This is a genomic window from Catellatospora sp. NPDC049609 (assembly GCF_040675365.1).
Lineage (GTDB): Bacteria > Actinomycetota > Actinomycetes > Mycobacteriales > Micromonosporaceae > Catellatospora.
Window position 1 is genome coordinate 16970 of record NZ_JBFAOU010000019.1, and the last position, 20867, is coordinate 37836.

22 protein-coding genes are annotated in these 20867 nt (G+C 71.7%); 15 read left to right on the forward strand and 7 right to left on the reverse strand.

The genetic code is table 11. The annotated features are described in order from the left end of the window. Positions 1–33 precede the first annotated feature (33 nt). The 3 genes from AB0J67_RS08350 to AB0J67_RS08360 form a co-directional block, all read right to left on the reverse strand. Entirely contained in the window at positions 34–447 is a 414-nt protein-coding gene (locus AB0J67_RS08350) for a globin (RefSeq protein WP_363478000.1), read from the reverse strand. Between the two features lie 10 nt (positions 448–457). Next, positions 458–1804 (reverse strand): MFS transporter, encoded by a 1347-nt coding sequence (locus AB0J67_RS08355; protein WP_363478003.1) that lies wholly within the window; start codon positions 1802–1804, stop codon positions 458–460. Positions 1805–1944: 140 nt separating this feature from the next. Next, positions 1945–2964: a mechanosensitive ion channel family protein gene (locus AB0J67_RS08360; protein WP_363478006.1), complete on the reverse strand. Its 1020-nt coding sequence runs from the start codon at positions 2962–2964 to the stop codon at positions 1945–1947. A 200-nt stretch (positions 2965–3164) separates the two neighbouring features. Between AB0J67_RS08360 and AB0J67_RS08365 the strand changes: the two genes are divergently transcribed. After that, complete coding sequence (locus AB0J67_RS08365; RefSeq protein ID WP_363478009.1) at positions 3165–3683, forward strand: HNH endonuclease; 519 nt, start codon at positions 3165–3167, stop codon at positions 3681–3683. A gap of 3 nt (positions 3684–3686) precedes the next feature. On the opposite strand, the gene AB0J67_RS08370 is transcribed toward AB0J67_RS08365, so the two are convergent. The 3 genes from AB0J67_RS08370 to AB0J67_RS08380 form a co-directional block, all read right to left on the reverse strand. Then, entirely contained in the window at positions 3687–4304 is a 618-nt protein-coding gene (locus AB0J67_RS08370) for a class F sortase (RefSeq protein ID WP_363478012.1), read from the reverse strand. A gap of 5 nt (positions 4305–4309) precedes the next feature. Beyond that, complete coding sequence (locus AB0J67_RS08375; RefSeq protein ID WP_363478015.1) at positions 4310–4798, reverse strand: hypothetical protein; 489 nt, start codon at positions 4796–4798, stop codon at positions 4310–4312. Positions 4799–5037: 239 nt separating this feature from the next. After that, positions 5038–5481, reverse strand: coding sequence for an Lrp/AsnC family transcriptional regulator (locus AB0J67_RS08380; RefSeq protein WP_363478018.1), 444 nt, complete (start codon positions 5479–5481; stop codon positions 5038–5040). Between the two features lie 142 nt (positions 5482–5623). On the opposite strand from AB0J67_RS08380, the gene AB0J67_RS08385 reads away from it, so the two are divergent. From AB0J67_RS08385 to AB0J67_RS08450, 14 genes are all read left to right on the forward strand, one after another. After that, positions 5624–6514, forward strand: coding sequence for a tryptophan 2,3-dioxygenase family protein (locus AB0J67_RS08385; RefSeq protein ID WP_363478021.1), 891 nt, complete (start codon positions 5624–5626; stop codon positions 6512–6514). A gap of 99 nt (positions 6515–6613) precedes the next feature. After that, entirely contained in the window at positions 6614–7894 is a 1281-nt protein-coding gene (kynU, locus tag AB0J67_RS08390; RefSeq protein ID WP_363478025.1) for a kynureninase, read from the forward strand. After that, positions 7891–9225 carry an NAD(P)/FAD-dependent oxidoreductase gene (locus AB0J67_RS08395; protein ID WP_363478028.1) on the forward strand — a complete coding sequence of 445 codons (1335 nt, stop codon included), beginning with the start codon at positions 7891–7893 and terminating at the stop codon, positions 9223–9225. Before kynU ends, AB0J67_RS08395 begins: the two co-directional genes overlap by 4 nt. 17 nt (positions 9226–9242) lie before the next feature. After that, positions 9243–10724 (forward strand): 2-hydroxymuconic semialdehyde dehydrogenase, encoded by a 1482-nt coding sequence (locus AB0J67_RS08400; RefSeq protein ID WP_363478145.1) that lies wholly within the window; start codon positions 9243–9245, stop codon positions 10722–10724. A gap of 29 nt (positions 10725–10753) precedes the next feature. After that, the gene (locus AB0J67_RS08405; RefSeq protein ID WP_363478031.1) at positions 10754–11548 is read left to right on the forward strand and encodes a fumarylacetoacetate hydrolase family protein; all 795 of its coding nucleotides are present in this window, start codon (positions 10754–10756) and stop codon (positions 11546–11548) included. Positions 11549–11717: 169 nt separating this feature from the next. Continuing rightward, complete coding sequence (locus tag AB0J67_RS08410; RefSeq protein WP_363478034.1) at positions 11718–12623, forward strand: acetaldehyde dehydrogenase (acetylating); 906 nt, start codon at positions 11718–11720, stop codon at positions 12621–12623. After that, complete coding sequence (gene dmpG / locus AB0J67_RS08415) at positions 12620–13675, forward strand: 4-hydroxy-2-oxovalerate aldolase (protein WP_363478037.1); 1056 nt, start codon at positions 12620–12622, stop codon at positions 13673–13675. The genes AB0J67_RS08410 and dmpG overlap by 4 nt, the downstream gene beginning before the upstream one ends. A gap of 58 nt (positions 13676–13733) precedes the next feature. Then, complete coding sequence (locus AB0J67_RS08420; protein ID WP_363478040.1) at positions 13734–14462, forward strand: fumarylacetoacetate hydrolase family protein; 729 nt, start codon at positions 13734–13736, stop codon at positions 14460–14462. A gap of 46 nt (positions 14463–14508) precedes the next feature. After that, entirely contained in the window at positions 14509–14931 is a 423-nt protein-coding gene (locus AB0J67_RS08425) for a RidA family protein (protein WP_363478043.1), read from the forward strand. Further along, positions 14931–15452, forward strand: coding sequence for a 3-hydroxyanthranilate 3,4-dioxygenase (locus AB0J67_RS08430; protein WP_363478046.1), 522 nt, complete (start codon positions 14931–14933; stop codon positions 15450–15452). Before AB0J67_RS08425 ends, AB0J67_RS08430 begins: the two co-directional genes overlap by 1 nt. Next, positions 15449–16456 carry an amidohydrolase family protein gene (locus tag AB0J67_RS08435; protein ID WP_363478148.1) on the forward strand — a complete coding sequence of 336 codons (1008 nt, stop codon included), beginning with the start codon at positions 15449–15451 and terminating at the stop codon, positions 16454–16456. The genes AB0J67_RS08430 and AB0J67_RS08435 overlap by 4 nt, the downstream gene beginning before the upstream one ends. After that, complete coding sequence (locus AB0J67_RS08440) at positions 16453–17193, forward strand: alpha/beta hydrolase (RefSeq protein ID WP_363478049.1); 741 nt, start codon at positions 16453–16455, stop codon at positions 17191–17193. The genes AB0J67_RS08435 and AB0J67_RS08440 overlap by 4 nt, the downstream gene beginning before the upstream one ends. Before the next feature lie 92 nt (positions 17194–17285). Continuing rightward, positions 17286–17570 carry a hypothetical protein gene (locus tag AB0J67_RS08445; RefSeq protein ID WP_363478052.1) on the forward strand — a complete coding sequence of 95 codons (285 nt, stop codon included), beginning with the start codon at positions 17286–17288 and terminating at the stop codon, positions 17568–17570. 49 nt (positions 17571–17619) lie between these two features. Beyond that, positions 17620–18018 (forward strand): DUF5130 family protein, encoded by a 399-nt coding sequence (locus AB0J67_RS08450; protein ID WP_363478151.1) that lies wholly within the window; start codon positions 17620–17622, stop codon positions 18016–18018. A gap of 180 nt (positions 18019–18198) precedes the next feature. Here AB0J67_RS08450 and pepN read toward each other — a convergent pair whose 3' ends face one another. Beyond that, positions 18199–20754: an aminopeptidase N gene (gene pepN, locus AB0J67_RS08455; protein ID WP_363478055.1), complete on the reverse strand. Its 2556-nt coding sequence runs from the start codon at positions 20752–20754 to the stop codon at positions 18199–18201. Positions 20755–20867 lie beyond the last annotated feature (113 nt).

Below are 20867 nucleotides of genomic sequence, written 5' to 3' on the forward strand. Positions count from 1 at the left end.
CAGCGGCCTCTGATCACCCGGCGAGCCGTGGTCTCAGTGCTCCGCATTGACCATGAAGAACGCGGCCCGCTCCAGGTAGTCCCACAGCATCTTGTCCAGCTCGGGGGAGAGCTCCAGCACGTCGACCGCGTGGCGCATGTGGTGCAGCCAGGCGTCGCGCTCGACCTCGCCGATGACGAAGGGCGCGTGGCGCATGCGCAGGCGCGGGTGGCCGCGCTCCTGCGAGTAGGTGGTCGGACCGCCCCAGTACTGGACCAGGAACAGCCGCAGCCGCTCGGCGGCCGGCCCCAGGTCCTCCTCGGGGTACATCGGGCGCAGCACGGGGTCGCCGGCCACCCCGGCGTAGAACTCGTCGACGAGCAGTCGGAACGTGTCCTCCCCGCCGAGCAGCTCGAAGTAGTTCGGCACCGGCAGGGACGTCGTGGGGGCGGCTTGCTGGTCACTCACCCGGCCTAGGCTACCCGGCGGCGGGAGCCTCATTGAGGCGCCGGGCGCGCTCGATGGCGGCGGCGAACCGGTCCTGCGGCGGCCACACGCTGAGCGCCACCAGCACCAGCACCACGCCGGCCACGCTCCACAGGCCGACGACCTCGTGCAGCGCCCACCGGTTGGCGAGCAGGCCGGTGATCAGCACGGCGGAGCCCTGCATCACCTGCACGCCGCTCTGCATCACCCCGAACGCCCGCGCCCGGTAGACGTTGGGCAGCGCCTGCACGAACAGGCCGTTGGCGGTCGGCATCATGCCGGCGACGCAGAAGCCGCAGGCGGCGGCCATCAGGCAGACCATCGTCAGGGACGGGTTCAGCAGCGCGGGCACCAGCACCAGCGGGCAGAGCAGCGCGAGCGGCCGGATCAGCATCCGCTTGGTGTCCGGGGCCAGTATCCGGCCCACCACGATGCCGCCGAGCACGAAGCCCGCCGGGTTGGCGAGCATGATCAGGCCCTGGGCGAAACCGCGCTCGGCGTCGCTCGCCCCCGGTTCGAGATGGTGTGCCCAGACCGCGGCCAGGCCCTCCGGCACGATCGCGAACAGGGTCACGCTGAAGACCAGGATCGCGATGCCGCGCAGCGCCGGGATGCCGAACACCACCCGGAACCCGTCGGCGGTCTCGCGCAGCAGGTTGCGCCGCGCCGCGCGGGCGTTGGCGGCGGGGCGCCTGGTGACGAACGTGGCCAGCAGCAGCGCCGACAGGCCGAACGTGGCGGCGTCGAGCAGCAGCGACGCCCGCGGGTTCAGCGCGGCGAGGAAACCGCCCGCGAGGTAGCCGGCGATCTGGGCCGCCTGGCCGGCGCTGAGGTTGAGCGACAGGCCGACCACCAGCCGGTCCCCGGTGAGGATCGACGGGAGCAGGGCGGAGCGCGCCGCGTCGTACGGCGGGTTGCCGAGGGCGGTCAGGAAGAGCAGGCCGATCAGCACGGGCACCGGCAGGTCGGGCACCGCGACCAGCGCGATGAGCACCATCCGGGCCAGGTCGCTGACGATCATGACCGTGCGGTACGGATACCGCTCGGCGACCGCCGCGAGCAGCGGCCCGAGCAGCACCCACGGCGCGAAGCTGATCGCGAACGTGGCCGCGGCGGCGCCGGCCGACTGGGTCTGCTGGTAGACCAGCGCCGTGACGGCGGCCTTGGCCAGGTAGTCGCCGACCCAGGAGAGCACGCTCGCGCCGAAGACACCCCGGTACTCGCGGTTGGCGAGCACCTCACCGAAGGTCGCGCGCTGCTCGGGTTGCGAGGCGGACGGTTCGTTCGGCGGGGGATTCTCGGTGCGTGTGGGGTGGTGCACCACCGGTTGGTCCTCCATGGATCACGACATGCTGTCGAGGACCGTCATCCTGTCGCAGAGTCACGCCGAATGACCGTCCCATACGGGAACTCGTCGGTTGATTCTGCCCGATCGGTGGATAAAGCGCTAGCCTCTACGGATGATGCCCCGCAGTTCCATCAGGCGTTCTTCGCCGCCGGTTCGTCGGCCGGGACCGAGGCGCGCAGCATCCGGGCGGCCTGCATCTGCGCGGCGATGCCGGAGGCCTCCAGCGCCTCGGTGAGCCGGCGCCGCATCTCCCGCTGCAGATCCCACTGCCGGTCGGCGGAGGTCTTGCAGACGGTGCGGATCACCGCTCCGTCCACACTGATGTTCTCGACGCCCAGCACCTGCGGCGGCTCGACGAAGTCGGCGGACCACTCCGGGTCGTGCGCGAACGCGTCCACGGCCTGGCGCAGCACCGAGGTGGCTTCCTCGACGCCGACGAAGCCGATCGGCACGTCGATCATGACGGTGGCCCAGCCCTGGCTCTTGTTGCCGATCCGGATGATCTCGCCGTTGCGGACGTACCAGATGACACCACGCCCGTCGCGGATGGTGACGGTGCGCAGGCCGACCGACTCCACCACGCCGACCGCCTCGCCGGTGTCGATCACGTCGCCCACGCCGTACTGGTCCTCCAGCAGCATGAACAGGCCCGCGATCAGATCCTTGACCAGCGACTGCGCGCCGAAGCCCAGGGCCACGCCGGCGATGCCCAGGCTCGCGATGAGCGGCCCGACGTTGATGGCGAACTCGCTCAGCACGATCAGGAACGCGACGGAGAAGACGCCGACCGTGACCATGCTCTTGAGCACCGAGCCGATGGCCTCGGCGCGCTGGCGTCGCCGTTCCGGGAAGACCGTCGTGGCGGTGACCACCGAGGTCGGGATCTTCTCCCGGATCGGCCGCAGCATCGTGGGCACCCGGCCCTGCGCGGTGCGGGCGACGATCTTGTTGATCGTGTGGTTGAGCAGCGCGCGGGCGATCATCGCGACGATGATGATGATGATGACGCGGATCGGCTTGATGAGGAGGTAATAGCCGCCGTCGGCCAGCCACTGCGAGTCGGACAACTCGTAGACGCCCTTACAGATCTTGTCCTCCATGCACGCGACGGAGGGCGTCTCGGAGGGGTCGGGGGCGAACACGCTCAGCATGGCTACGTAAGTACCTCATCGGTCGGGGTCGGGCTCAGGCGGGTCTCTCGCAGACTTTTCCTCGCAAATGCCAATGAGCTGGGCAAAGCGCGGTCGAGAATTCATGAGACCGCCGCAAATTGTAGGTGCATTCACCAGATCTATCGGGGACGATGGTCACAATGACGCCATGATGTGAGTGACCCCGGAGGGTGAGACCGATGCCTGACATACGACCCGCAGCCTCCTCCGCCGCGTTGCTCCTCAACGCGACCTACGAACCGCTGTGTGTCGTGTCCGTGCGTCGGGCCGCCATCCTCATCCTCTCCGGCAAGGCCGTCTGCGTCGCCGACGGCGACGGGGTGCTGCACAGCTCCCGCCACCACGTGCCGGTCCCGCTGGTCGCCAAGCTCACCCGCTTCGTCCGCGTGCCGTACCGCACCCAGGTCGGGCTGTCCCGGCGCGCCATCTTCGCCCGCGACGGCGGGCGCTGCGTCTACTGCCAGGGCCCCGCCGAGACCATCGACCACGTGCACCCGCGATCCAAGGGCGGCCAGCACTCCTGGGACAACGTGGTCGCCGCCTGTGCCCGCTGCAACCACCACAAAGGGGACAAGACGCTGGGCGACCTCGGCTGGCGGCTGCCGGTGAAACCCACCGTGCCGCACGGCGCGATCTGGCGGGTGCTCGGGCACCGCACCCCGGACCCGCGCTGGGCCGAGTGGCTGGAGACGGCCTGACGCTCAGGCCTTGCGGGCGCTGACCAGGCTCGCGAACACCACGATGTTGTCGGCGTAGCCCAGCTCGCCGCCGACCCACCGCCCGCCGCAGGTGATCAGGCGCAGCCCCGGCCTGCTGAAGTCGTGGTAGATCCGGTCCACCGGCAGCTTCTCCTTGCTGAACCGCTCGATGCTGTTCACCTCGAACACGGTGATCCGGTTGTCCCGGCGCGTGATCTCGATCTTCGCGCCGGGCTTCAGCTCGTTCAGCCGGTGGAACACGCCGGGCTTGTCCCGGGTGTCGACATGCCCCACGATGATCGCCGGCCCGTACTGGCCGGGGGAGGGCCCGTCGTCGAACCAGCCCGCCTCGTTGCGCAGCAGCAGCGAGGGCGTGTCGATCGCGCCCCGCTCGTCCAGGCCCACCCCGTGGATGTACGCCTTGACCTCGATGTCCGGGATCTGGATCCGCAGCGGCCGGCTCGGGCCCAGCACCGGGAACTCGCCCGGCGGCGCCTTGGCCGGTCCGCGGAACAGCTCGGCCAGCGAGAACCCGTGCGCCCGGCCCAGGCCGATGCCGACCCCGAACAGGCCGGCCAGCACCAGCAGCACGGCCAGCGGACCGCTCAGACGGCGCGGCACGGCGGTCAGGCGGGGGTCAGCGGGCTGCGCCCGCGCCGCCGGAACAGCAGCAGCCCGACGCCGAGGGCGACGGCCGCCGCGCCCGCCCCGATCATGGTGGAGCCGTCGTCGGCCAGCGCGCCGCCGCCGGTGTTGGGGCCGTGGTGCGGGCTGTCGTGGTTGACCACCCAAAGCGTGGTGGTCGCGGTCTGCCGGCTCGGGCAGGTCAGCTTCACGTTGTAGCCGCCGGCCTTCTTGTCCTCCGGCACCGAGGCCGCGGCGATCAGGTACGAGTTGACCGGCTCGACGGTCACCTCGCCGAACGCGTCGGAGTGGACCTTCGCGTTGTTCAGCGCGTCACCGCAGCTCGCCCGGATCGCCACCTGGAACCCGGCCTGGATGGTGCTCGGATTGACCTCGACGAAGACACTCTCGGCGTGCGCGGGCGAAGGCGCCGTGAGAGCCGCCACGACCAGCGCTGTCGCGCCGGCCGCCACCCGGAGAGCAGACCGCATGATTCCCCCAAACCGGTAACCCGCCCCCGAACCACCCGGGGCTCCCACGCATCCTCTCACCGATAAGTCCGGTTTCGCCCCAAAACATGAAACCCGCCCCGAACCATCCTCACGCTCGCCCCCTGACCCGCCGCCCTGTCGCAACTCTCAGGGAGTTGCGCCCTCACAGGGCTCAGTGGCCGCGACTCTTTAAGAGTTGCGGCATGGTGGGGCGGGTGGGGGCGGGGCGGTCGACTCGGTCAGGGGGTGGTGGGCGGGGTGAGGGGGCGCCAGGGGAGGGGGGTGGACAGGATCATCGTGCTGGAGGGGCGGCCGTGGGGGGCGAGGCGGTCGATGACCTCCTCGAAGGCGTCCATCGAGGTCGCGGCGACGCGGAGGATGCTGCACGCGTCGCCGGTGATGCGGTGGATCTCCAGGATCTCGGGCCAGGTGGACACGGCCGGGTCGCGCAGGATGCAGCCGGCGCCGTAGCAGGACATCTGGATCAGCGCGATCACCGGGCGCCCGGCCAGGGCGAGGTCCACGTGGGCGTGGTAGCCGGTGATCACCCCGGCCTCCTCCAGCCGCCGGACCCGCTCGGCGACGGCCGGCGGGGACAGGTGCACCCGGCGGGACAGCTCACTGAAGGACAGCCGCGCGTCCGCCTGCAGCTCGCGCAGCAGCGCCCAGTCCATGTCGTCCACGACGCGCTTTCCTTTCGTAAACGAAAAGCCCCGACCCCAGTATGAACGTTAAGCCGACCGACCCGAGCGCCGTTGAACCGGCATTCCGTCGCGCGCCCTTCCGGAGAGATCATGACCTGGTCCGGAGAACCTGGAGGAACGCGTGAACGCCACATCGACGACGACGCCGGCCGTACGCCCGGCCACCGCGGCCGAACGCGCGGCGCGCGCCGAGGCCAACGGCGGCGAGCCGACCCTGGAGTTCGCCCAGCGCACGCCGTACGAGGCCTACGTGCACGCGGACACCTTGCACACGCTGCAGCAGACGCTGAGCAAGGACCCCGGCGAGATGTCCTTCCTGATGATCAGCCAGGTGATGGAGCTCTACTTCGGGCTCGTGCGCTTCGAGCTGCGGGAGACCCAGCGGCTGCTCGGCGAGGACGACGTGTACGGCGCGCTCGCCCCGCTGCGGCGTACCGCCCTGCACCTGGACGGGCTGAACGCGGCCTGGCAGACGCTGCGCTGGATGACCCCGGCCGACTTCAACCGCTTCCGCAACCTGCTCGGCGAGGGCTCGGGCTTCCAGTCGGCGATGTACCGGCACCTGGAGTTCCTGCTCGGCCTGAAGACCGCGTCGCTGATCCGGCCGTTCAAGCGCCAGGACGAGGTCTACCACGCCCTGCTGGCCACCCTCAACGGGCCGAGCGTCTGGGACGACGTGATCGCCCTGCTGGCCCGGCGGGGCCACGACATCCCCGCCGACCTGCTGTCCCGCGACTTCGCCCAGGAGCACGAGCCCCACCCCGCGGTCGAGGCGGCCTGGGTCGCCATCTACGCCGACGAGAGCCCCGACAACCACCTCCGCCTGCTCGGCGAGGCCCTCACCGAGGTGGCCGACCGCTTCGACGACTGGCGCCACAAGCACCTCAAGGCCGTGGCCCGCACCATGGGTGCGAAGGTGGGCAGCGGCGGCTCCAACGGCTACGCCTGGCTCCAGCGCAGCATGGCCCGCACCGTCTTCCCCGAACTCTGGTCCGCCCGCACCCACATGTAATCGTCGATCATGAACTTATGGCACGGTTCGACGGCGTGTCGGTGCCATAACCTCCTGATCAGGGAACGTCAGTCAGCAGTAGAACAGCGAGAGCAGCAGATGGTTTTCAGCGAGGACGACGCCCTGCGGCGTGATGAGGCCGACCCGGGGCACCGGGACCTGTTCCGGGTGCCGCCCGCGGAGGGCGGTGGGCACGCGGAGGTCGCCTACATGGCGGGCAACTCGCTCGGGCTGCCGCCGCGGGCGACCCGGGACGAGCTGCTGGAGGATCTCGACGACTGGGCGCGGCTCGGCGTCGAGGGGCATCTGGAGGCGGGGCGGCCGTGGCTGCCGTACCACGAGCTGCTGACCGAGCAGGCGGCGCGGCTGGTCGGCGGGCTGCCGAGCGAGACCGTGGTGATGAACTCGCTGACGGTCAACCTGCACCTGCTGATGGTGTCGTTCTACCGGCCGTCCGGCGCGCGGACCCGGATCGTGATCGAGGACGCGGCGTTCCCGTCGGACAGCTACGCGGTGCGCAGCCAGGTGCGGTTCCACGGGCTGGACGCGGACACCGAGGTGGTGCGGCTGCGCCCGCGTGACGGCGAGGACTGCCTGCGCACCGAGGACGTGCTGGCGTACCTGCGCGCCGAGGGCGACCGGGTCGCGCTGGTGCTGCTGGGCGGGGTCAACTACCTGACCGGCGAGCTGATGGACATCCCGGCGATCACCGACGCGGGCCGGGAGGCCGGCGCGGTGGTCGGCTGGGACCTGGCGCACGCGGCCGGCAACGTGCCGCTGCGGCTGCACGAGTGGGGCGTGGACTTCGCCGCCTGGTGCTCGTACAAGTACCTGAACTCCGGGCCGGGCGCGCTGTCCGGCGTCTTCGTGCACGAGCGGCACCTGGGCGACCCCGACCTGCCCCGGTTCGAGGGCTGGTGGAGCACGGCGGCGGGCACCCGGTTCGAGATGACGCCGACCTCGCGGCCCCCGGCGACGGTCGAGGCGTGGCAGATCTCCAACCCGCCGATCTTCGCGATGGGTCCGGTGCGGACCTCGCTGGAGCTGTTCGACAAGGTGGGTATGCAGGCGCTGCGCGCCCGGAGCCTGCGCCTGACGGCGTACCTGGAGTCGCTGCTGGACGAGGTGCTGCCGGGGCGGCCGCTGGCCCAGGTCACCCCGCGCGACCCCGAGCGGCGCGGCTGCCAGCTGTCCGTGCGCACCACCGAAATCGGCGCGAACGAGCTGGCCCGGCGGCTGCGCCACGAGCACGGCGTGATCGCCGACGCGCGCCAGCCCGACATCGTGCGCTTCGCGCCGGTGCCGCTGTACTCGACGTACCACGACTGCTGGCGGGTGGCGCAGGCCCTCGCCGCGATCTTCCCGGAGGTTTCCGCATGACGCGGGAGAAGCACGTCGCCGTCGTCGGCGCCGGGCTCGCGGGCTGCCTGCTCGCCTGCTACCTGGCCCGGCGCGGCTACACCGTGACGATGTACGAGCGCCGCCCCGACCCGCGCACCGGCAAGGTCGAGCGCGGCCGCTCCATCAACCTGGCGCTGTCCGAGCGCGGCCTGGACGCGCTGCGCCGCATCGACCTGGACACCACCGTGATGGCCGACGCGCTGCCGATGCGCGGCCGGATGATCCACCCGGTCGCGGGCGAGCTCGACTTCCAGCAGTACAGCGCCGACGGCCAGCGGGCGATCAACTCGATCAGCCGCGGCGCGCTCAACAACGCGCTGCTGGAGGCCGCCACGTCGCTGCCGAACGTGACCGCGCACTTCGACCACCGCCTCGTCGGCCTCGACCCCAAGACCGGGGAGATGCGGTTCGAGACCCCCACCGGTGCGGTCATCGCGCAGGCGGACATCGTGCTGGGCACCGACGGGTTCAGCTCGGCGGTACGCGGGCAGCTGCTCGCGCACACCGGCCTGACCGAGAGCCTGGACTTCCTGGAGCACGGCTACAAGGAGCTGACCATCCCGGCCCGCGACGGCGAGTTCGCGCTGGACCCGGGCGCGCTGCACATCTGGCCGCGCGGCGCGTCCATGATGATCGCGCTGCCGAACCCGGACCGCTCGTTCACCTGCACGCTGTTCTGGCCGACCGGCGGCACCAACGCGTTCGCGTCGCTGAGCAGCCCGGCGGCGATCGAGAAGCACTTCGCCGAGGTGTACCCGGACCTGATCGAGCTGGCCCCGAACCTGGTCGACGACTACCTGCACAACCCGGTCGGCGTGCTGGGCACGGTGCGCTGCCACCCGTGGCACGCGCACGGCCGGGTCGGCCTGCTCGGCGACGCCGCGCACGCCATCGTGCCGTTCTACGGCCAGGGCGCGAACTGCGCGTTCGAGGACGTGGTCGAGCTGGACCGGATCCTCGACGAGACCGGCGACGACTGGGACCGGGCGCTGCCCGAGTTCGAGGCGCGCCGCCGCGAGCACACCGAGGCCATCGCGCAGATGGCGCTGGCCAACTTCGTGGAGATGCGCGACAAGGTCGCCTCCCCGGTGTTCCAGCTGCAGAAGAAGGTCGAGCACGCGCTGGAGCGCGCGCTGCCGGGCCGCTACGTCTCGCGCTACGAGATGGTGTCGTTCTCCACCACGCCGTACGCCCAGGTCCAGCGCCGGGTGCGCCGCCAGCAGCGCCTGCTCGGCGCGGCGGTGGGCGCGGTCGTGCTGGCCGCGGGCGCGCTCGCGGCGTACGCCTTCCGGAAGGGGACGGGCGCGTGAACTGGGACCCGACACTGATGACCGGCCGCCCGGCGGGCGAGCCCGGCCTGCTGCGCAACTTCGTCGGCGGGCAGTTCGTCCCGGCGGACAAGACGTTCGCGAAGGTCTCCCCGGTCACCGGCGAGAAGATCTTCGAGGTCGCCGAGGCGGACGCGTCCACCGTGGACGCGGCGGTGCACGCGGCACGCGGGGCGCTGCGCGGACCCTGGGGCCGGATGAGCGAGGGCGAGCGCGCGGCGGTGCTGCGCCGGGTCGCCGACGAGCTGGAGAAGCGGTTCGACGACCTGGTCACCGCCGAGGTCGCGGACACCGGCAAGAGCATCTCGCAGGCGCGTACCCTCGACATCCCGCGCGGGGCGGCCAACTTCCGGTCGTTCGCCGACATCGTGGCGACGGCACCCACCGAATCGTTCATGACCGCGACCGCCGCGGGCGGGCGCGCGCTGAACTACGCGGTGCGCAAGCCGGTCGGCGTGGTCGCGATCATCGTGCCCTGGAACCTGCCGCTGCTGCTGCTCACCTGGAAGGTCGCCCCGGCGCTGGCCTGCGGCAACGCGGTCATCGTGAAGCCGTCGGAGGAGACCCCGTCGTCGGCGACGCTGCTGGCCGAGGTGATGGCCGCGGCGGGCGTGCCCGAGGGCGTGTTCAACCTGGTGCACGGCTTCGGCCCGGACTCGGCGGGCGAGTTCCTGACCAGGCACCCGGGCGTGGACGCGATCACGTTCACCGGCGAGTCGGCCACCGGCAGCGCGATCATGCGCGCCGCCGCCGACGGGGTGAAGGCGGTCTCGTTCGAGCTGGGCGGCAAGAACGCGGGCCTGGTCTTCCCGGATGCCGACCTCGACGCGGCCGTCGCGGGCTCGGTGCGGTCCAGCTTCACCAACGGCGGCCAGGTATGCCTGTGCACCGAGCGGCTGTACGTGCACCGCTCGATCTTCGACGACTTCGCCGCGAAGCTCGCCGCTAAGGCCGCCGAGCTGCCGTTCGGCTGGCCGCAGGACGAGGCCACGGCGAACATGCCGCTGATCTCGCGGCAGCACCGGCAGAAGGTGCTGTCGTACTACGACCTCGCCCGCGCCGAGGGCGCCACGGTGCTGGCCGGCGGCGGGGTGCCGGTGTTCGGCGACGCCCGCGACGGCGGCGCGTACGTGCAGCCGACCGTGCTGACCGGGCTGGCGCAGGACGCGCGGACCAACCGCGAGGAGATCTTCGGGCCGGTGTGCAGCCTCATGCCGTTCGACGACGAGGACGAGGCGTTCGCGCTGGCCAACGACAGCGCCTACGGGCTGGCGGCGACCGTGTGGACGCGGGACGTGGGCCGGGCGCACCGGGCCGGGTCACGGCTGGACGCCGGGCTGGTCTGGGTGAACACCTGGTTCCTGCGCGATCTGCGCACCCCGTTCGGCGGTGTGAAGGCCTCCGGGGTGGGGCGCGAGGGCGGCGTGCACTCGCTGGCCTTCTACTCGGAACTGACCAACGTCTGCGTGGAGCTGTCATGACCGGCGGGCTCGCCACGCGAGGAGAGAGCATGACCATCGGCAAGGAGACCGTCGACGAGGCGGTGCGGCTGCTGCGCGAGGCGCAGCAGACGCGCACCCCGTGCGCCCCGCTGCGCGAGCGGCTGCTGCCGGTCGGCGACGTCGCGTCGGCGTACGCGGTGCAGCGGGCCATGACGCAGGACGCGGTCGCCGCCGGGCGGCGCGCCGTCGGCGCGAAGATCGGCCTGACCAACCCGGCCGTGCAGCGGCAGCTCGGTGTGGACCAGCCCGACTTCGGGGTGCTCTTCGCCGACATGGCCGCCTTCGACGGCGCCGAGGTCGACGTCACCCGCGTCCTGCAGCCCAAGGTGGAGGCCGAGGTCGCCTTCGTGCTCGGCGACGACCTGCCGCACCAGCAGGTCACCGTCGCCGACGTGATCCGCGCGACCGACCACCTGCTGCCCGCCATCGAGATCGTCGGCTCGCGCATCGCGAACTGGGACATCTCCATCGTCGACACGGTCGCCGACAACGCCTCCAGCGGCATGTTCGTGCTCGGCGACCGGCCGGTGCCGCTGCGCGACGTGGACCTGCGCCTGTGCGGCATGGTCATGGAGCACGAGGGCGAGCCGGTCTCCGTCGGCGCGGGCGCCGCCTGCCTCGGCAACCCCCTGCACGCGGTCGCCTGGCTCGCCGAGACCATGGCCACCGCCGGCACCCCCCTGCGCGCCGGCGACGTCATCCTCTCCGGCGCCCTGGGCCCCATGGTCCCGGTCACCCCCGGCGCCGCCTACGAGGCCCGCATCTCCGGCCTCGGCTCCGTCCGCACCAGGTTCACCCGATGAGTGCGTTGATCATGAACTTGTGGACGTGTTCGACGGCGCGTCGCCACCCCGGCGCCGTGATCATCGAGACGGAGCGCGGGGCCGGGTCGCTGCCGGCCTCCGGCTCGCGGGTGGGCGGCCGGGCCGGCGGTCGTGCGGCCGGTCGGGCAAACGGTAAGGGAGGAATGCGGTGAAGGCCGGAGTGGCGGTCATCGGGTCGGGCAACATCGGGACCGACCTGATGATCAAGGTGTTGCGGTTGTCGGAGTCGCTGCGGATGGTGGCGATGGTGGGGATCGACCCGGAGTCGGACGGGCTGGCGCGGGCCGCGCGGCTCGGGGTGGCGACCACCGCCGAAGGCGTGGACGGGTTGGTGCGGATGCCGGAGTTCGCCGAGGTGGACGTGGTGTTCGACGCCACCTCCGCGAAGGCGCACCGGTATCACGACGAGGTGCTGCGCGCGCACGGCAAGGTCGTGATCGACCTGACGCCGGCCGCGATCGGGCCGTACGTCGTGCCGACGGTGAACCTGGACGAGCACCTCGACCAGCCCAACGTGAACATGGTGACCTGCGGCGGGCAGGCGACGGTGCCGATCGTGGCCGCGGTCAGCGCGGTGACGCCGGTGGCGTACGGCGAGATCGTCGCGTCCATCGCGTCCCGCTCGGCCGGACCCGGCACCCGGGCGAACATCGACGAGTTCACCGAGACCACGGCGCGGGCCATCGAGGTCGTCGGCGGCGCGGCGCGCGGCAAGGCGATCATCGTGCTGAACCCGGCCGAGCCGCCGCTGCTGATGCGCGACACGGTGTACTGCCTGTGCCCGGACGCCAGTGCCGACCGCGCCGCCATCGCCGCGTCGGTGGAGGACATGGTCAAGCAGGTGCAGGGGTACGTACCCGGTTACCGGCTCAAGCAGCAGGTGCAGTTCGACACGGTGACCGTGCCCATGCTCGACGCGCCCGCGCTGCAGGTGTCGGTGTTCCTGGAGGTGTCGGGCGCGGGGCACTACCTGCCCGCGTACGCCGGGAACCTGGACATCATGACCTCGGCGGCGCTGCGTACCGCGGAGCGCCTGGTGGAGATGAAGAAATGACGGAGATCTACGTACAGGACGTGACCCTGCGCGACGGCATGCACGCCATCGGGCACCGGTACACGGTGGACCAGGTGCGGCGCATCGCCGCGGCGCTGGACGCGGCGGGCGTCGCCGCGATCGAGGTGGCGCACGGCGACGGCCTGGCCGGGTCGAGCGTGAACTACGGACACGGCGCGGCCACCGACGCCGAGTGGATCGCCGCGGCGGCCGAGGTGATGCCCAACGCCCGGCTGACCACGCTGCTGCTGCCCGGCATCGGCACCATCGCCGACCTGAAGGCCGCCCGCGACCTCGGCGTGACCAGCGTGCGCATCGCCACGCACTGCACCGAGGCCGACATCTCCGCCCAGCACATCAGCTGGGCGCGGGAGAACGGCATGGACGTCTCCGGCTTCCTGATGATGTCCCACATGAACGACCCCGCCGGCCTCGCGAAGCAGGCCAAGCTGATGGAGTCGTACGGCGCGCACTGCGTCTACGTCACCGACTCCGGCGGCCGGCTGCTCATGCGGGACGTCGCCGAGCGGGTCGACGCGTACCGGCAGGTCCTCGACGAGACCACGCAGGTCGGCATCCACGCCCACCACAACCTGTCGCTGGGCGTCGCCAACAGCGTGGTGGCCGTGGAGCACGGCGACCGCCCCGGCGTGCCGGTGCGGGTGGACGCGAGCCTGGCGGGCATGGGCGCGGGCGCGGGCAACGCGCCGCTGGAGGTCTTCGTGGCCACCGCCGAGCTGATGGGCTGGCAGCACGGCTGCGACGTGTTCGCGCTGATGGACGCGGCCGACGACATCGTGCGGCCGCTGCAGGACCGGCCGGTGCAGGTGGACCGGGAGACGCTGTCGCTGGGCTACGCGGGCGTCTACTCCAGCTTCCTGCGCCACGCCGAGCGCGCCTCGGCGAAGTACGGCGTGGACGTGCGCTCGATCCTGGTCGAGCTGGGCCGCCGCCGCATGGTCGGCGGCCAGGAGGACATGATCGTCGACGTTGCCCTGGACCTGGTCCGCGACGCCGAGCAGGCCGCGGCGGGCGCGGGGGAGCGGGCATGAGCGAGCAGACCACGCGGGCCGCAGCGCGGGCCGCCGTCGCGCTGAGCGAGGAGCAGGCATGAGCATCACCGAGATGGCCGCGCTGCTGGACGGCGCGGCGGTCGACGCCACCGCGATCCCGCAGCTCACCCTGGGCCACGAGCTGGACGTCGACGGCGCGTACGCGGTGCAGGAGGCGCTGATCGCGCGCCGCCTCGACCGCGGCGAGCGCCTGGTGGGGATCAAGATGGGGCTCACCAGCCGGGCCAAGATGGCGCAGGTCGGCGTACACGAGGTGATCTGGGGACGGCTCACCGACGCGATGCGGGTGCCCGACGGCGGGCAGCTCGCCCTCGACGGGTTCATCCACCCGCGGATCGAGCCGGAGGTCGCGTTCCTGCTCGGCGAGCACGGCATCGCCGCGGTCGCGCCCGCACTGGAGATCATCGACTCGCGGTACGCGGACTTCCGGTTCACCCACCCCGACGTGGTCGCCGACAACACCTCCGGCGCCGCGTTCGTGATCGGCGCCTGGCAGCCGGTGCCCGCGGGCCTGGACAACCTGGGCGTGCTGCTCGAAGTGAACGGCCACGTCGTGCAGGCGGGCTCCACCGCGGCGATCCTGGGCGACCCGCGCCGGGCGCTGGAGGAGGGCCGCGCGCTGACCGCCCGCTACGGCGTCGCCCTGGAGCCCGGCTGGGTCTTCCTGGCCGGTGCCGCCACCGCCGCCGTCCCCCTCACCCCCGGCGCCCACGTCCGCGCCGTCGTCGAGGGCATCGGCACCGCCTCGCTGAAGGCAGCATCATGACCAGGGGGTACGCGGCACCGGCCGTGAAGCGAGCGGAGGCGCGGGCATGAGCGGGGCGAAGGTGGTGGCCGGCAAGGCCACGCCGCGCGGGAGGTTTCCGCACGTCAAGGTCGCGGGTGGGTTCGCGTTCGTGAGCGGGACGTCGAGCCGGCGGCCGGACAACTCGATCGCGGGCGCGTCGGTCGACGCGATGGGCACGACCAGCCTGGACATCCGCGAGCAGACCCGGGCCGTGATCGAGAACATCGGCGACATCCTGCGCTCGGTCGGCGCGGACCTGTCCGACCTGGTCCAGGTCACCACGTACCTGGTCAACATGAACGACTTCGGTGGGTACAACGAGGTGTACGGCGAGTTCTTCGACGCCACCGGGCCCACCCGCACCACGGTCGCGGTGCACCAGCTCCCGCACCCGCACCTGCTGATCGAGATCCAAGCCGTCGCACTGCTGCCCGAGAAGGAGTCGTGATGACCGAGATCACCGAGCCGGTGAATTTCCCCGGCTGGATCGAGGAGAACCAGCATCTGCTCAAGCCGCCGGTCGGCAACAAGCAGATGTTCCCCACCGGCGACGACTTCATCGTCATGGTGGTCGGCGGCCCGAACCAGCGCACGGACTTCCACGTGGACCCGTACGAGGAGTTCTTCTACCAGATCAAGGGCACGCTGCGGATCAACCTGATGACGCCGGACGGCCCGCGGACCATCACCGTGCCCGAGGGCGGCATGTGGATGCTGCCCCGGCTCACCCCGCACTCGCCGCAGCGCGAGGCCGGCTCGATCGGCCTGGTCATGGAGCGGGTGCGCGAGGAGGGCACGCTGGAGAAGTTCCGCTGGTACTGCCCGAGCTGCCACGAGATCGTGCACGAGGTGGAGCTGCAGGTGCGCGACATCGTCGCCGACCTGCCGCCGGTGTTCGCCGCGTTCTACGGCGACGAGCAGGCGCGCACCTGCGGCAACTGCGGCACGCTGCACCCGGGCAAGGGCTGATGGCGCCCGTCGTCGACGTGCACACCCACGTCGTGCCGAAGGGCTGGCCGGAGCTGTCGACCGAGTGCGGCGGCGACGGCTGGCCCTGGCTGCGCGTGGACTCCGAGCGCGAAGCAATGATCATGGTGGGGGAGACCGAGTTCCGCCCCATCGGTGCCCAGTGCTGGGACGCGCCCACCCGCCTGGCCGACATGGCCGACGACGGGGTGGACGTGCAGGTCGTCTCGCCCACCCCGGTGTTCTTCTCGTACGAGCGCCCGGCCGCGCAGGCCATGAAGGTGGCCCGGATCTTCAACGACCTGGCCCTGGAGGTCTGCGCGGACGGCGGCGACCGGCTGGTGCCGTTCTGCCAGGTGCCGCTGCAGGACCCGGACCTGGCCTGCGCCGAGCTGGACCGCTGCCTGGCCAACGGGCACGCGGGCGTCGAGATCGGCAACCACGTCGGCGACCGCGACCTGGACGACGCGGGCATCGTGCAGTTCCTGCAGCACTGCGCGCAGGTGGGCGCCCCGGTGTTCGTACACCCGTGGGACATGCCGACCGGCCCGCGCCTGGACCGGTGGATGGCCCGCTGGCTGACCGGGATGCCCGCCGAGACCCACCTGTCGGTGCTGTCGATGATCCTGGGCGGGGTGTTCGACCAGGTGCCCGAGACGCTGCGGCTGTGCTTCGCGCACGGCGGCGGCAGCTTCCCGTTCTGGCTGGGCCGCGCCGACAACGCCTGGCACCGGCGCGGCGACGTGGTACGCGGGCAGTCCGCGCTGCCGCCGAGCCACTACACGCACCGCTTCTACGTGGACACGGTGGTGTTCGACCCGGCCGCGCTGCGGCTGCTGGTGGACACCATGGGCGAGGAGCGCGTGCTGCTCGGCAGCGACTACCCCTACCCGCTGGGCGAGCGCCCGGTCGGCGCGGTGGTGCGCAAGTCCGACTTCCTCACCGACGACCAGCGGGCCAGGCTGCTCGGCGGCAACGCCCTGACGTTCCTGGGGAGGAGCGCGTGACGGAGGACCGCTCGGTGCTCTCCCGTGCCGCCACCGGCCCCGACGCCGAGCTCCGCTACGGCCGGCTGCACGATCACGTCGCCGACGCCTGGCACGGCGACGCGCGGGCCGCGGACCGGCCGCTGGTCGTGATCGTGCACGGCGGGTTCTGGCGGCCGGACTATGACCGTGCCCACACCCGCCCGATGGCGGCCGCGATCCGCGACGCGGGCTGGACGGTGTGCTCGATCGAGTACCGTCGCGAGCCCGGCCGGCCCGGCCACACCGTGCGCGACGTCGCCGAGGCGCTCGCGGTCATCCCCGGTGAGCTGGGCGGATACGACGGCCGCGTGATCGTGGTAGGTCATTCGGCCGGCGGGCACCTGGCACTGTGGGCGGCGAGCGCGGCCCCGGCGGCGCGGCTGGCCGGCACGCTCGCCCTGGCGCCGGTCGCGGACCTCCGGCTGGCCCAGGAACTGGGGCTCGACGGCGGGGCGGTGCCCGACTTCCTGGGCGACGACGCATCGATCCACCCGGATCTGGATCCGGCCCTGCTGCCCGCCCCGGCGAGCACGACGGTGCTGCTCCACGGCCTGCTGGACGAGATCGTGCCGATCGCCGTCGCCGAGTCGTACGCCGCCGCGCACCCCGGCAGCCGGCTCGTCGCGGTGCCCGGCGCGGCCCACTTCGCGGTCATCGACCCGCTGTCGTCCGCGTGGCGGGCGGTGCTCGCCGAGCTCGGCCGGCTCGGTGATTGAGCCGGGCATTTGACCACCCCTGGGCAGGTGACGGCGCTCACTCCGCTAGCGTTGAGATGTTCAGGATCGGACGAGAGCCGGAGGGCTTCACGGTGTCCACGCCAGATCTACCCGATCTGCTGATTTACGCGGGCATCCCGCTCGCGGTGATCGCGATCGTCTTCGCATGGGTCTACGCGGCCGGCGGCCGCAACGCCAAGCGCTACCGGCCCGGCCGGCCGTACGAGTTCAAGCCGGTGTGGTTCCTCGCCCGGCCCGAAGCCGACGGCCCCGACGGGCACGCGGCGCTCGACGCCGCCGCCCGCGCGGAGCTGGTCGCGGCCGGCGACGCGTCGCCGGTCGTGGACGTGACAGGGGGCGCAAGTGACCGCTGGTGACAAGCACGACGGCCACCTCGTGGAGGTGCGCGACACGCACGACCTCGCGGTGCACGACAGCCACGACGTGGCGGTGCACGAGGTGCTCGACGGGCCGTTCACGACCCGTCAGCTGCTGCGGCTCGACGACGCGCTGAGCAAGGCCGACCGGGCCACCGGTTTCACCTTCAGCGTGTACGTCGGCGACATCAGCGAGCCGATCCGCGAGGGCGCGGAGAAGCTGCACGCCCGGCTCGCCCACCCGGCGAACTCGGTGCTGCTCGCCGTCGCGCCGGAGCAGCGCCAGCTGGAGATCGTCACCGGCTCGCAGGCCCGCAAGCGCCTGTCCGACCGGGACTGCAAGCTCGCCGCGCTGTCCATGGCGGCGGCCTTCGGCGGCGGCGACCTGGCCGGCGGCATCGTCAGCGGCCTCGCCCAGCTCACCGGCCTGGCGGGCAAGCCCTCCTGACCGGTGCGCGTCTGCACCACCCGTTTTTTTAATAGACGTTGGCCTATCTGGATGACTTCGATCTTGTTTTTGTCATCCAGATAGGCCAACGTCTATTAGCAACTCAGTGCGGCGCGGCGGTGCGCGCGGTGCGTGACAAGGGGGCCGGACGCGGGTGCGTCCGGCCCCCTTGGTGCGTACTCAGGCGGAGGCGGCGTCCTTGGCGCGGGCCTTCTGGGCGCGCAGGACCCGGTCGTTGCCCTCGGCCATCAGGCGGCGCAGCGGGGCCGGGTGGCCCTCCTCGGCCAGCCAGGACCCGGCGGCGGCGACGGTCTCGTCGGACACGTCGAGCACCGGGTACCCGAGCACCACGAACTCCTGCGCCGGCTCGCTGTCGCGGGCGGCCCAGACCCCGGCCACGTCGGCGAAGAACCGGCCGGTGTACGGCTTGGTCAGCGCGACCTGGGCGGTGTGCTGGAAGCCCTGGACCAGCGCCCGGTTGCGCCAGTTGGGCGGCGTCGCCGAGCCGGTGAGCTCGGCCCATACCGCGGCCTTGTTCTCCGGGGTCGGGATCAGCGCCCAGGCGAGCGCGGCGCCGATGTCGCCGGAGGCGGTGCGGTCGGCGTCGTGCTCGGCCTGGATCGCCTCGGGCTCCAGCGCACCGTTGGCGACGAGCGCCTGCACGAGCTGCCAGCGCAGCTCACCGGCGATGCTGATGCCCTCCGGCACGCCGGTGCCGTCGAGCCAGCCGCGCAGCACGGCCAGGTCGGTGGCGGTGCGCGCCGCGTTGATGAAGGCGCGGCTCCAGGCGAGCTGGAAGCCGCTGCCGGGCTCGGCGACGGCGAGCGCGGCGCGGGCGGTGTCGGCCAGGCGGCCCCAGCCGGTCGGCGCCCAGGCCGGGTCGGCGTACTGGCCGAGGACCAGCTGCACCTGGCGCAGCGTGGCGGTGACCAGGTTGATGTCGCGCTCACCGGGCAGCGCGCCGGTGACCAGGGCGACGTAGTCCCGCGCGGCCAGCTCGGCGTCGCGCACCATGTCCCAGGCGGCGGCCCAGCACAGCGCGCGGGCCAGCGAGGAGTCGAACCCGCTGAGGTTGTCCACCACGACGGCCAGCGACCGGTCGTCCAGCCGCAGCTTGGCGTAGGTGAGGTCCTCGTCGTTGAGCAGCAGCACGTCCGCGGCGCGTACGCCGCCGAGCTGCTCGATGACCGTCTCCGGGCCGGCCACGTCGGTCTCGATCCGCTCGCGGCGCACCAGGCTGCCGTCGATCAGGTCGTACAGGCCGATGGCGAGGTGGTGCGGGCGCAGCGTCGGGTGGCTGGCGGGCGCCTCCTGCAGCACGGCGACGCGCTGGTAGGTGCCGTCCGGGCCGATCTCGACGGCCGGGCGCAGCGTGTTGACCTGGGCGGTCTCCAGCCAGGCGGCGGCGAAGGCGCGCAGCTCCCGGCCGGAGGAGGCCTCCAGCGCGGAGAGCAGGTCGCCGAAGGTGGCGTTGCCCCACGCGTGCTGCTTGAAGTACGACCGCAGGCCGGTGACGAACGCGTCGATGCCGACGTACGCCACGAGCTGCTTGATCACGCTGGCGCCCTTGGCGTACGTGATGCCGTCGAAGTTGACCTCGACCGCGTCGACGTCGGTCATCTCGCAGTACACCGGGTGCGTGCTGGAGAGCTGGTCCTGGCCGTAGCCCCAGTTCTTGCGCACCGACAGGAAGGTCGTCCAGGCGTCGGAGAAGCGGGTGGCCTCGGCGTTGCACCAGTGCGAGGCCCACTCGGCGAACGACTCGTTCAGCCACAGGTCGTCCCACCAGCGCATGGTGACCAGGTCGCCGAACCACATGTGGGCCAGCTCGTGCAGGATCGTGTTGGCGCGCTGCTCGCGCTCGAAGTCGGTGACCTCGGAGCGGAAGATGTACGACGCATCGGCGTGGGTGACGCAGCCGAAGTTCTCCATCGCGCCGGCGTTGAACTCGGGCACCCACAGCTGGTCGTACTTGGGCAGCGGGTAGCGCACGCCGAACTGGCTCTGGAAGAAGTCGAAGCCCTGCTTGGTGATCTCGAAGAGCTCGTCGGGCTCCAGGTGCTCGGCCATCGAGGCCCGGCAGAACACGCCCAGGTCGACGCCGTCGTGAGTGGTGCGGACCTCGTGGTACGGCCCGGCGCACAGCGCGGTGACGTAGGTGGACATGCGCGCCGACTGCTCGAAGTGGACGGTCTTGCCGTACCCCTCGGTGGTGACCGAGGCGATCGGCGCGTTGGAGACGACCTTCCAGTGCTTCGGGACGGTCGCGTGCCAGGTGTAGACCGACTTGAGGTCGGGCTGGTCGAAGCAGGCGAAGACCTTCTGCGCGTCCGCGGTCTCGAACTGGCTGTAGAGGTAGACCTCCTTGTCCGCCGGGTCGACCGCGCGGTGCAGGCCCTGGCCCTGCTGCGAGTACGGGTAGTCCGCCTCGACGACCAGCGTGTTGTTCGCGGCGAGGCCGGGCAGCACCAGGCCCGTGTCGGCGGTCCAGGCGCCGGTGTCCAGCGCGGCGCCGTTCAGCTCGGCACGCAGGATCTTGCTCGCGGCGACCTCGATGAAGGTGCTCGCGCCCGGCTCGGACGCGGTGAAGCTCACCGTGGTGACGCACCGGAAGGTGCCGTCTCCGGGGTTGCCCGCACCGTCGGTGAGGTCCAGCGAGATGTCGTACGAGTGGACGTCCAGCAGCCGGGCCCTCTCGGCGGCCTCGGCCTGGAACAGATTGCGCGTACCGGTCACGGCGTGTAACTCCTGTCGGCTGCGGTCTTGAGCAGCATGCCAGGGCAGTCTCGGGCTGCCCGTAGCAGTCTTTCATCGCGACCCGGGGTGTGGGCGCGAAGTAACTGTTTCAC

Coding starts and splice junctions, on each gene's coding strand:
- AB0J67_RS08400 (WP_363478145.1), top strand. CDS start 9,243: ATGACCGGCCGCCCGGCGGGCGAGCCCGGCCTGCTGCGCAACTTCGTC.
- AB0J67_RS08405 (WP_363478031.1), top strand. CDS start 10,754: ATGACCATCGGCAAGGAGACCGTCGACGAGGCGGTGCGGCTGCTGCGC.
- AB0J67_RS08430 (WP_363478046.1), top strand. CDS start 14,931: ATGACCGAGATCACCGAGCCGGTGAATTTCCCCGGCTGGATCGAGGAG.
- kynU (WP_363478025.1), top strand. CDS start 6,614: ATGGTTTTCAGCGAGGACGACGCCCTGCGGCGTGATGAGGCCGACCCG.
- dmpG (WP_363478037.1), top strand. CDS start 12,620: ATGACGGAGATCTACGTACAGGACGTGACCCTGCGCGACGGCATGCAC.
- AB0J67_RS08395 (WP_363478028.1), top strand. CDS start 7,891: ATGACGCGGGAGAAGCACGTCGCCGTCGTCGGCGCCGGGCTCGCGGGC.
- AB0J67_RS08365 (WP_363478009.1), top strand. CDS start 3,165: ATGCCTGACATACGACCCGCAGCCTCCTCCGCCGCGTTGCTCCTCAAC.
- AB0J67_RS08420 (WP_363478040.1), top strand. CDS start 13,734: ATGAGCATCACCGAGATGGCCGCGCTGCTGGACGGCGCGGCGGTCGAC.
- AB0J67_RS08355 (WP_363478003.1), bottom strand. CDS start 1,804: ATGGAGGACCAACCGGTGGTGCACCACCCCACACGCACCGAGAATCCC.
- AB0J67_RS08425 (WP_363478043.1), top strand. CDS start 14,509: ATGAGCGGGGCGAAGGTGGTGGCCGGCAAGGCCACGCCGCGCGGGAGG.
- AB0J67_RS08375 (WP_363478015.1), bottom strand. CDS start 4,798: ATGCGGTCTGCTCTCCGGGTGGCGGCCGGCGCGACAGCGCTGGTCGTG.
- AB0J67_RS08360 (WP_363478006.1), bottom strand. CDS start 2,964: ATGCTGAGCGTGTTCGCCCCCGACCCCTCCGAGACGCCCTCCGTCGCG.